Source organism: Paraburkholderia sp. A1RI-2L (genome assembly GCF_048957375.1).
GTDB lineage: Bacteria > Pseudomonadota > Gammaproteobacteria > Burkholderiales > Burkholderiaceae > Paraburkholderia.
The window spans coordinates 1-9,414 of sequence record NZ_JARBTA010000008.1; the positions used below are offsets into that span (position 1 = coordinate 1).

The window sequence follows — 9,414 nt, forward strand, 5'->3', positions numbered from 1 at the left end:
TACCGCGCTCATCGCGAGCCGCGTCTCGCGTTTTTTTGCACCACCGCTGTACGAGGCATTGTCGGAGCGCTATCTGCGCGAGCCGTGAGTTCGATGCCAACGGCGCGCCTGGACCGATATCAACGGGATTGAAATGAAGCTTGCAGCAACGTGGGAATAAGACAATCGCGAGCGGTTCGTAGCGGCGGCGATGAACCAATACGCCCGCATCAAAATCGAGCGCATCGCCGCCGAACGTGCCCTCGAGGTCACGCACGACAGGAGGAGCGAGCAGTTCAGAAGCAACGTGAGGAATCCCGCCAGTGCACGCAGCGTTCCCAGCGAAGCCCTCGTTCTGATGTCGATCGAACGTAATACGCGCCATCTGCGCGTCGAACGGAAGGACAACGGTGACCGCCGGATGCCAGTCAATTACCAAGGCTAATCGCCAGGAAACAGGAAGCGCTCTCCCAGCATGCGCGGCGCAAGCCACGCGCCAATCTGCGGGACGTTCATCAGGTTCACGACACAATCGCGCAGGAGAAGTCCGATACGGCTGCGCGGCGTGAATGAGCCCGCGAAACGCGCAGCTGCATCCTGCTGGCGCAACATGAAGCCCCGCAGGCGCTGCTCATACGCCGCAAAGGCACGCGCGAAATCCCCGTTTGCGGCGTTCAATTCCTCCGCCAGAACATAGGCGCCAAGCATCGCAAAGGCTGCACCTGCCCCCGCCAACAACGAGGGCCTATGCGCGGCATCCCCCAGCAGCGCTACCCTGCCCCTCGTCCAACGCGGCATGCGAATCTGGCTGACTGCATCGAAATACAGGTCACGCGTGGTATCGAGTTGCGCCAGAATCTCACGTGTTTCCCAACCATCGCAGGCAAAACGCGCATGAAGCCGGGCCTTCTGCGCCGCCAAATCGTGAGCGGTAACGCCGGGCTTCGGGATCTCTGCAAGCACCAGCAGAAATGCGCTTCGGCCTTCGCGCATGGCATATCGGCTGATCTGGCGGCCCGGCCTCGCGAAACTCACATAGGTGGCCTCATCCCGATGCGGATAACCATCGACGATGAACGACGCGGCGATGTAGCCGAGATATCTTTCGAATTGCGCCTCCTTGCCGAACACCAGCTCGCGCACACGAGAATGCAAGCCGTCTGCTCCGATCAGCAGATCAAAGCATCGCTTCTGTCCGCTCGAGAGCTCGACCAGGACGCCTTGCGCGTTCTGGATCATCGAATGAATGGAGACCCCGTACAGCACCTCGACCCGCTCACTGATCGTGTCGTAGATCGTTCGCGCCAGGTCGCCGCGCGGAATGCTAAAAAACCTCCCGCTCAGTGCCTTGCGCAATACGGCCCCGCCAAATCCCGACACTTCGCGTCCCCGCCCGTCGACGAACTTCAGACTGTCAAACTGGTAGGCACGCTCCTGCACCGGTCGCAACAGACCATAGCGCTCGACGATGTCATATCCGGTACCCCACACATCGATCATGTAGCCACCATCGCGGAACGAATTGGCTCGCTCGATAATCGTGGGTTCAAAACCGTACCGCAATAGCCGGTGAGCCAGGGATGGTCCGGCAATTCCCGCGCCACAGATCAGGATTCGGCGGTTCGCTGTCGCCAAGGCTGGCTCTCCTCCTCGTGACTACCGCGTGTCGTACGTCAGTGGTAAAGCGTCCCGCTGGTGCTGGCCTGAAACAGCGCCTTGATGGAATCACGGTTGAGCTGCGATCGTGTTGACAGAACATCGTTGAGCGCAACAGCCTGCGGCAGATCGCGGGCGAAGTTGTCGGGATAGTACCCGTAGCTCACCATCCCGGTCATACGCAAATGACGCATCTGGTTCACGAGACGCCCCGTTGGTATGCGTGCGCCGGTATGGGCGTCGGTGGCTTCGAGCAGGAAGACCGTCCGGTGAGCGCCGTTCGGCACGGACCGCACGTTCTCGCTCAACGAATCGAGCCAATGATCCACCGAAGTGATGCCCTGGCGAGAAGGCATGGCGAGCAGCCCAACATAGTCATACGCGCGGAGGAACGCTTCATAGTTCTGCGCGTAGCGCCGTCCCGCAAGTGGATCGACCAGAGCATCGGGAAATATCGTCCGAACGGTCAGCACCTCGTCGCTGTTCTGGCTATCGAGCACGATTTTCCTGAGCTCCTTTGTGAAGTCGAGCAGATACCGGGTTTTCATGTCGCCCCAACGCTTCGCCAGGTCAGGGTTGAAGCGGATCTGGTCGATACTCTGCGGCAGATCCCAGCGGGCAAGCATCTGTCGCGCATGCTGCCCCGCGTCCTCGTAATCGGTAAGCATCGCGTCCTCGCCAAACAACACGCCGTTGAACGCGGAATACTTGCCCAGGTCCTCGTACAGTTCGCGCACATATGCCCGCGCAGCGGGATCGAAAGGACTGAGCCGCCGCACGCCGGAGGCACCGGGCGGCAGGCGGCTGCCGGTTGCCGCCGTGACGAATTCCACCCGCCTGTCAAGCTTGGCCGGGATCGCGAAGGCGAGCACCGGTAACCACGCGTAGACCTCCACGTGAGCACGCGTGTTCAACTGCCATGCTGCACGAGAGAATAGATCCGAGCGCATCGGCAGGTGCCGGTTTGGAAAGTACACGGCGCGTGCGAACCCGGAACGTCTGGGGTCCGAGTACGCCTGGAGGTATACGGAGCTTGGACGCAATGCGTACATTCGATCGATCAGCTCGCCAAGCTTCTTTTCCTGCACGGCAGGTGAGGGGTCGTACACGTCGTCCAGTGCAACGACGGCAACCCGTTCCACCGGGTTGATTTCCCCGCGGTTCTGCGCGGGTTCGCGCATCGAGCGCTCCAGACCGCCAACGTCGATATCGTACGTCGCCAGAATCCGGCGCAGCCGGTTGAGCGGCACATCACGCGTGTTCGGGCCGTCCTCGAGCGTGAACTGCGTGGGCATGCCAAGATCCGACGCAATAGTGCGCACGGCAAGGTTCTGTGCTCCATAAGGCCAAACCATCGCCCGCACGGAAGCGCCCGTCTGCGCCCTGATTTGCTGCATGCATGTGGCCAGGTCCGACTGCACGCGCGAACGGAATTCGGTGTCCGTTTCGTAGCGCTGCTGATCTTTCAGGTACAGATGCGATGTTGTTGCCGGCAACTCATTGCCTTGCGGATTGGCAATTGCGCCGTGGTGCAGGTCGTGCGTATGTATCCGCCCGAGAATACCCGTGGTAGAGAGTGCGGCCGATTTCGTGGAAACTCCAGTACCGTCGCGCAGAGTGTTTAGCGGCGGCGCCGATTCGTGCATACACGTCAACATCGCACACTGTTAGGAGAACAGTGCGCGCGAAGACGGATTACCGCCGCGGCGCTTCCCGGGCGTCGCAGAAAAAGCTCAGGGTGTCGTCATCCTTGATCTTGACATGCCATTCTCCAACACAGTATTTGGCGTCGGAGAACTTCTCCTGCCATCGGTGTGAGAGCTTGCCGATCCAGGCACGCGCTTGCGATGGCATCTGCGGCGAGGCCGCGATCTGCTGCAGCATCTGCAGATGACCAGGATCTCCCCAGCGAGGGGTGGCTGCAACATGCGCGTTCCAGACAAGCACCACCAATTTGTATATCTCGCGCACCACGGCGATCGGCGTGTCTTCTGTAATGGCCTCGGACAGAAGCGGTTCACCGAAGTCCAGAATCGTCTCGGAGATCTTGCGCTCGGCCTTGCCCGCGTTTGTCTTGTTCATCGTTTCGTTCCGTTGATGCGCGCGCAGTTCAGTGGCGGGTCGCCGGGCACGCAACCGGCAAGGACGATGTCGAGGCCACGCTCGATGTTGATCCGGCCGCTCCAGAGGGCTTCCAGTTGTACGGGGCCAATTCCTCGATCCGGTTAACCGGGTGGTCGTTAATCCGCCCGAGCACGTCGACCAAATAGTCGTACGGGTTCACATCGTTCGCCCGGCAGGTCGCCAGCACGCTGTAGAACACCGCTGCGGCCTTGCCCCCGGACTCGGAGCCGAAAAAGAGATGGTTCTTTCGAGAAATTGCGACCCTGCGGATGGCGCGCTCGATGAGGTTCGAGTCCATCGCCAGGTTGCCATCGTCGACGTAGCGCGTGAGCGCTTCCCAGTTCGACAGCGTATAGGCGATTGCCCGGCCCAGAGCCGATTTGGGCAAGACTTCGCCCGCCCGGGCCTGCAGCCAAAGCTGGTAATCGCGCAAGAGCGGAACCGATTCCTCCAGCCGCACCCGTCTTCGCTCTGACGGATCGGCATCGCGCAGCTTGCGCTCGATGTCGTAGAGCTTGCGGATCCACGCCAGCGCCTGCGCGGCCACGCTCTCGCGGGCTGTCTGGGGCGACTCCTTGCGAAGCTGCCGGTAAATCTTGTAGTACATCCTGCGTGCATGCGCATGACAGGCTACGTGCTGGATCTTGCCACCGCGGAACAGTGCCGCCCAGCCCGAGTAATCGTCGGCCTGCAGGTAGCCCTGGTAGTTTCGCAGCAGCGCCATGGGATGACAGCCAGCGCGGCTCGCCGTGTAGTCGTAGTACACCACCCTGGGAACCGGCACCCACTGGGCATCGCGCAACACCGCTCCCGCACTCGCATAGCCCCACAGCCGCACCGTGCGGGTGCGCTCCAGTTGTTTGCACAACTGTGGAAAGGGTGTGTCGTCGCCGAAAATCACCCGCGCGCTGAGCAATTGCCGCCTGAACGCCTCGTACAGGCACAGCATCAGCTTCGAGAGCCGGATCGTCCAGTCGCTCATCGTGTTGCGCGAAATCCGCAACCCGTGCATCGCGAACTCTTCCTCCAGCCGGTAAAACGGCATGCCCGAGTCGAAGTGCGCCACGATGATGCGCGCAAGCAGCTCCGGGCTTGCATTGCTCTTCATCAGCGGCGACGCCTGGAACGTCACGCCGCGCACCGTCGAGACCCCGTCCTTGACCAGCGCATAGCGCAGGCACGCATGCTCGACGACCGAAATCCGGGCCGGGGTGTACTTGAGCGTGCGCGTGAGCGTCTCGCCGATCACCGTCGCCTGGTCGTACTGCGCCAGTTCCTGTTCCGGCATCGCATGCACGACGCGCTCGCGCGGAAGATCGTCTGGCAGCGCCGGACGGCCCTTGCTGCGGCGCTTGCGCCGGTGCCCCTCCACGGGAATCGACAGATCCGGCTCCTGTGGCGGCAGTGGCGCTTCGTGCTCCTGATCGAAGATATCCAGTTGCCACTCGCTCATGCGCTCGCGGCTCGCCCCGAACATCTCCTGCCGCGCGTTGGCCAGTTTGGCCCGCAGCTCGAGCAGCACCTGCTGCGTCTTCGCCAGCAACTCGCTTTGCCCCTCGACTCGTTCGCGCAGCCGTTCGATCTCGCGCTGCTGCTGCTCGATCGTCGCATCGCGCACGGCAATCTCGCCGAGCAACTCCGGCAGGTTCCATGCCCCCAATGCCATCGGCAAGGGTTGTTTCGCGGCAGGGACGTTGAGCGGTTGCATAGGTCAGCATTATCGCCGCGATTGACCCGCTCATGAGCATATCTTCACGATTCATGCGACCACCGTTGCGTTCACCGCATGCACGCGCCGGCGCACACCGACATCGATTCCTTCAAGCCATGTCGTCAGTTCTGCAAGCGAGATTCCGCGCCGCGCGATCGCTGCGGGATCAGCGAGCGATCCGCTCTCGAAACGCTTGTACATCAGCCAAAAACCTGTGCGGTCGTAAACCAATACCTTGATCTTGTCCCTGCGCCGACCATAGAAGACGAACACGTGTCCACTGAGTGCGTCCTGATCGAACATCGGGCGCACCAGCATCGAAAGTGAATCGATTGACTTGCGCATGTCGATCGGCTCGGCCGCGATGTAAACCTTGACTGCCGTCGAGAGCATCATCATCGCGTTCCCCCGCCAATACGATCGATCATCGCCTGAAGCAAAGGCTCGATCGAATACACCGGAAGTCGCAGCCGAATCCCGTTGCCCAGAATCAACTCCGGTACGTCGCATGCGCTGCCGTTGGCGGTGGCGTTAACGCCGCCATCGACGATCCCAACGCGCACAAAACCTGTCATGGCCTGCGCTATCGCGCCCGTCGCACTTGCGGCGTGCGTGTCGCCGCTTCGCTCAGCTTCGCGCGCACGCACCAGATACCTCGACATCGAGGAACGGGAAATCCCGCTGCGTTTGCAATACGCCAGGATCGACAAGCCGCTCGCCCGATACTCGTCCACGAGCTCCTGCCATGGACGTGTACTCCGATTGGGCCGTTCTCTGCGGGGCAGTGCGTGCGCCGCTGCATCCCCAGACAACCTCTCCGTTTCCTGCATGAATGTTCTCCCGTCGTTGCAATGGGAGAATCGTCCGCCTTCCGCGCCACACACTCAATAATGGGGATTCTCGGGCGGATACTTCTCAACATCGTCAAGGTACGACAGAGCCCATCGCATCCCGGCGCGCGCCACCGGCCTTCGAGAGCTTCCGCCCGAACGATTCGGGACGGTGCTGAAAGCTGGGCGAGAAGATCGCCGTTGGGCTGGCGCACATCATCCGGCACAAGCACAAGCTGGCAGCCTTCCGGCCCGGCGAGGTGCAGGTGGCCGACGCCACGCTACCTGATTGCGAAACACTGATGAAGACTGCGGCAGCGATCGTGACCAGTCGCGGCGGACGCACCTTCCATGCAGTCGTCTGCGGGAAGACATGACCCAAGTCGGCACTCAATCTGATTTCTGTCAAGCTACTTATATCGGCCGGACCTATCATAAAAAATGAATTGGTTCTCATGGCGCGATACCACCGCTCCTCATGATCGATGGATGACAACGATTCATTCCACGCCATGACCTTTGTAAGAGAGGAGACAGCGATGCGTGCAATCGATGTAATGGCTACGGCAGTGGTACTGGCGCGGCCCGACATCACAGTTCAGGAAGCAGCGAAAATGCTGGCCGATCATCACATCAGTGGCATGCCCGTCGTTGACACAGACGGCAAACTGGTAGGCATAGTTACTGAGGGGGATCTGCTGCATCGCACTGAAATCGGCACGGAAATGAAGCGGCGCGGACGGTTGTCGGAATTCTTTGCCTCGACGCGAGAGCTGGCCAGCGAATACGTGAAGGAACACTCGCGGCTCTTAAGCGAGGTGATGACCACCGACGTCGTCACCGCGAAGGAGGAAACACCGCTCGCCGAGATCGCCGAGTTGATGAACCGGCACCGAATCAAGCGTGTCCCTGTGCTGCGGGATGGCAAAGTGACGGGGCTGGTCAGTCGTGCGAACCTCATTCGGGTACTGGCGAGCATTGGGCCCGATTTGCGCCACAGCGTCACCCAGAGTGATTCGGAAATACGCCGCGCGATCCTGAATGAATTGAGCAGGAGCCGCTGGGCACTACAGCCGCAAAACGTCATTGTCACCAATGGCGTTGCACACCTGTGGGGTGTGATTAGGAGTGAAGACGAACGAAACGCCATCCGCGTCGCTGCTGAGAACGTCTCAGGCGTCAAGGAGGTGCAATGTCACTTGGACTATGCGTCCGCGCCACTTTACTAAAGGACGTTTCCGAGGGGCATTGGCATGCGAGCGCAGGTGCACAGCTTCAGTCTGTGCCGCCGCGAGTTGCGTAGCCTTGTGTGCTTCCGTGTCCGCCTGTGCGGCCTGCACTGTTGCCTCGCGCGAAGCGGCAAGCCGCGCTTTTTCGTCGAGCGCGGCGGCCCGCCCAGCCCGCGCTGCGCGGTAGTTCGCCTCGGCATCCACAAGCTGCGCCAGCGTCGCTTTCTGTCTCGACGCAACGATGTCCGCCATGGGCCAGAGCAGGAAGCGCGCGAGGAGCCACACCAGCATAAGCGCATTGAAGGGCCGCGGGGCGCAGCGTCGACCAGTCGATATGCATGGCAAGGCGTTGCCTTACTTGACGAACGGATTGGCGAACAGCAGCAGGAGCGCGATCACGAGGCAGTAAATCGCCATGGTTTCGATCATCGCGAGGCCGACGAACAGTGTGCGCGAAATGGTGCCCGCGGAGTCCGGCTGGCACGCGATGGCGTCCATCGCGGCGGCGACGGCGCGGCCTTCGGCGAGCGCCGGTCCGATGGCGCCAAACGACACGGCGAGCACGGCGGCGGCAATGCTGACGATTTCGCGGAGGCTCATGGTTGTCCTTGTTCATGATGGCTGGGCTCGCCTGCACGCGATCCGCCGCGGCGCCGACGAACGCCATGGCAAGCGGCGCGCGCAAATGAATTGACACCGGTTGCCAGGCACTCAATGGAGCCACCTGGCACCGCCCATGCGGGGGAAAGTTCCCCCTTCGCATATGGCGCCTCATCGCAGTCGCCTCGCGGTGCGGCCGCCACGCGGAACACCCCACGCAATGGCAGATGGGCTATGAACATGTCAGGGAGCCTGAGTCCTGCTAAACAGCTCGTCCAACTCACGGCGTTGCTCATGATGTGCCGATGCGTCAACGCGGTTTCCAGTGTTAGCGATCCGAAAGGGCGAACTGCTGATGATGATCGACCTTCCGCATCGGCGCGTGGAAGAAATCGAGCACGCGGTCCAACTTCACCATTCCGACACAGATATCGGGGGGATGGCCCAAACCGCTCCGCATTCCCATGATGAGAGTTTGCCTCGAACTGCTGCCGGCGGCTACGGCGCGCATGAATTGTCTGGAGCGCGCTGTGGTAAGGGAACGCACCCGGCAAAAACGCACGTCCGCCGGCCACGAGGCAGTTCGCACTGCCTCAAGGCCAATACCGGCTACCACAATCCCCGTTTCATCTCCTCGAGCGGCGGCGTCCCACCAGTGTGGTCTTCTCTACCGACTTGACCCCCGGGATGCTTTCTGCCGCTACGCGCGCTGCCCGTACCTGCTCCGGCGACCACACGTAATAGCCCCAGAGGTGAACCACGCCATTGCGCACAATGATGTTGCGTCCCGGGAATGACAGATGTTGTCCCGACAATTCATCCATCATCCGGGCCCGAATCTACCGGTCGCTGTGCGTCTGGGCGAGCGGCGTCTCTGAAGGCGAAGTCGCGAGCGCCCGCACCAGATCTGCCCGGCTCAGAACCCCGACCACCCTGTTGTCGCGCATGACCGGCATACGCTTGACGTGATGTTTCTCGAGCATGTCAGCGACCTGGTCAAGCGGCGTCGACTCCCCGACCGTGAACAACTCTGTGCTCATCACGTCCCTGAACAAGTGGGTGTGCGCTTTCACATAGTCACTTATGTCGCAGTTCGAAACGAACAGTTCAAGCCACCATGAACGGCGCCGTTTTTGCGTTCCAAGTTCCTGTCGGTGCAGAAAGTCGCCCTCACTGATCATCCCCACCAACTCACCGTTTGAATCAATCACGGGTGCGCCGCTGATCCCATGCTCCATCAGCAATGTTGCCGCCTCCTCGTGCGTCGTGTCTCACCGTCTCACGT

The 9,414-nt window shown here is 61.2% G+C and carries 12 protein-coding genes and 1 pseudogene; 2 read left to right on the forward strand and 11 right to left on the reverse strand.

Annotation, left to right across the window (positions count from 1 at the left end; genetic code table 11):
* From PWP93_RS36760 to tnpA, 7 genes are all read right to left on the reverse strand, one after another.
* Positions 1–418, reverse strand: a 418-nt coding sequence (locus PWP93_RS36760) for a hypothetical protein (protein ID WP_421048391.1), incomplete at its 3' end; no start/stop codon positions are given.
* Positions 419–420: 2 nt separating this feature from the next.
* Positions 421–1,614 (reverse strand): FAD-binding domain, encoded by a 1,194-nt coding sequence (locus PWP93_RS36765; protein WP_421029079.1) that lies wholly within the window; start codon positions 1,612–1,614, stop codon positions 421–423.
* 38 nt (positions 1,615–1,652) lie between these two features.
* Complete coding sequence (pgaB, locus tag PWP93_RS36770; RefSeq protein ID WP_421029078.1) at positions 1,653–3,281, reverse strand: poly-beta-1,6-N-acetyl-D-glucosamine N-deacetylase PgaB; 1,629 nt, start codon at positions 3,279–3,281, stop codon at positions 1,653–1,655.
* 49 nt (positions 3,282–3,330) lie between these two features.
* Positions 3,331–3,717 (reverse strand): hypothetical protein, encoded by a 387-nt coding sequence (locus PWP93_RS36775; protein ID WP_421023123.1) that lies wholly within the window; start codon positions 3,715–3,717, stop codon positions 3,331–3,333.
* A 28-nt stretch (positions 3,718–3,745) separates the two neighbouring features.
* Positions 3,746–5,467 carry an IS66 family transposase gene (gene tnpC / locus PWP93_RS36780; RefSeq protein WP_421023124.1) on the reverse strand — a complete coding sequence of 574 codons (1,722 nt, stop codon included), beginning with the start codon at positions 5,465–5,467 and terminating at the stop codon, positions 3,746–3,748.
* Positions 5,468–5,518: 51 nt separating this feature from the next.
* A complete protein-coding gene (gene tnpB, locus PWP93_RS36785) occupies positions 5,519–5,869 on the reverse strand; it encodes an IS66 family insertion sequence element accessory protein TnpB (protein ID WP_421023125.1) in 351 nt (116 codons plus the stop codon).
* Positions 5,866–6,300, reverse strand: a complete 435-nt coding sequence (gene tnpA, locus PWP93_RS36790; RefSeq protein ID WP_421023126.1) for an IS66 family insertion sequence element accessory protein TnpA — start codon at positions 6,298–6,300, stop codon at positions 5,866–5,868. Before tnpA ends, tnpB begins: the two co-directional genes overlap by 4 nt.
* 236 nt (positions 6,301–6,536) lie before the next feature.
* Between tnpA and PWP93_RS36795 the strand changes: the two genes are divergently transcribed.
* Positions 6,537–6,677 carry a PEP-utilizing enzyme gene (locus PWP93_RS36795; protein WP_421042798.1) on the forward strand — a complete coding sequence of 47 codons (141 nt, stop codon included), beginning with the start codon at positions 6,537–6,539 and terminating at the stop codon, positions 6,675–6,677.
* Between the two features lie 162 nt (positions 6,678–6,839).
* On the forward strand, positions 6,840–7,529 hold the full coding sequence (locus tag PWP93_RS36800) for a CBS domain-containing protein (RefSeq protein ID WP_421029077.1): 690 nt from the start codon (positions 6,840–6,842) through the stop codon (positions 7,527–7,529).
* 354 nt (positions 7,530–7,883) lie between these two features.
* Here PWP93_RS36800 and PWP93_RS36805 read toward each other — a convergent pair whose 3' ends face one another.
* The 4 genes and pseudogenes from PWP93_RS36805 to PWP93_RS36820 form a co-directional block, all read right to left on the reverse strand.
* Positions 7,884–8,129, reverse strand: coding sequence for a F0F1 ATP synthase subunit C (locus PWP93_RS36805; RefSeq protein ID WP_421029076.1), 246 nt, complete (start codon positions 8,127–8,129; stop codon positions 7,884–7,886).
* A 626-nt stretch (positions 8,130–8,755) separates the two neighbouring features.
* A complete protein-coding gene (locus tag PWP93_RS36810) occupies positions 8,756–8,956 on the reverse strand; it encodes a BON domain-containing protein (RefSeq protein WP_421042789.1) in 201 nt (66 codons plus the stop codon).
* A 12-nt stretch (positions 8,957–8,968) separates the two neighbouring features.
* Positions 8,969–9,310 (reverse strand): CBS domain-containing protein, encoded by a 342-nt coding sequence (locus tag PWP93_RS36815; RefSeq protein ID WP_421029113.1) that lies wholly within the window; start codon positions 9,308–9,310, stop codon positions 8,969–8,971.
* A pseudogene (locus PWP93_RS36820) lies at positions 9,293–9,388 on the reverse strand (CBS domain-containing protein); the annotation flags it as partial. The pseudogene PWP93_RS36820 and the gene PWP93_RS36815, both read right to left, overlap by 18 nt.
* Positions 9,389–9,414: the final 26 nt, after the last annotated feature.

Bases quoted from the DNA above. Each gene is read 5' to 3' on its own strand.
- pgaB (WP_421029078.1), bottom strand. From the start codon at position 3,281: ATGCACGAATCGGCGCCGCCGCTAAACACTCTGCGCGACGGTACTGGA.
- PWP93_RS36775 (WP_421023123.1), bottom strand. From the start codon at position 3,717: ATGAACAAGACAAACGCGGGCAAGGCCGAGCGCAAGATCTCCGAGACG.
- tnpC (WP_421023124.1), bottom strand. From the start codon at position 5,467: ATGCAACCGCTCAACGTCCCTGCCGCGAAACAACCCTTGCCGATGGCA.
- tnpB (WP_421023125.1), bottom strand. From the start codon at position 5,869: ATGATGATGCTCTCGACGGCAGTCAAGGTTTACATCGCGGCCGAGCCG.
- tnpA (WP_421023126.1), bottom strand. From the start codon at position 6,300: ATGCAGGAAACGGAGAGGTTGTCTGGGGATGCAGCGGCGCACGCACTG.
- PWP93_RS36800 (WP_421029077.1), top strand. From the start codon at position 6,840: ATGCGTGCAATCGATGTAATGGCTACGGCAGTGGTACTGGCGCGGCCC.
- PWP93_RS36805 (WP_421029076.1), bottom strand. From the start codon at position 8,129: ATGAGCCTCCGCGAAATCGTCAGCATTGCCGCCGCCGTGCTCGCCGTG.
- PWP93_RS36810 (WP_421042789.1), bottom strand. From the start codon at position 8,956: ATGATGGATGAATTGTCGGGACAACATCTGTCATTCCCGGGACGCAAC.
- PWP93_RS36815 (WP_421029113.1), bottom strand. From the start codon at position 9,310: ATGATCAGTGAGGGCGACTTTCTGCACCGACAGGAACTTGGAACGCAA.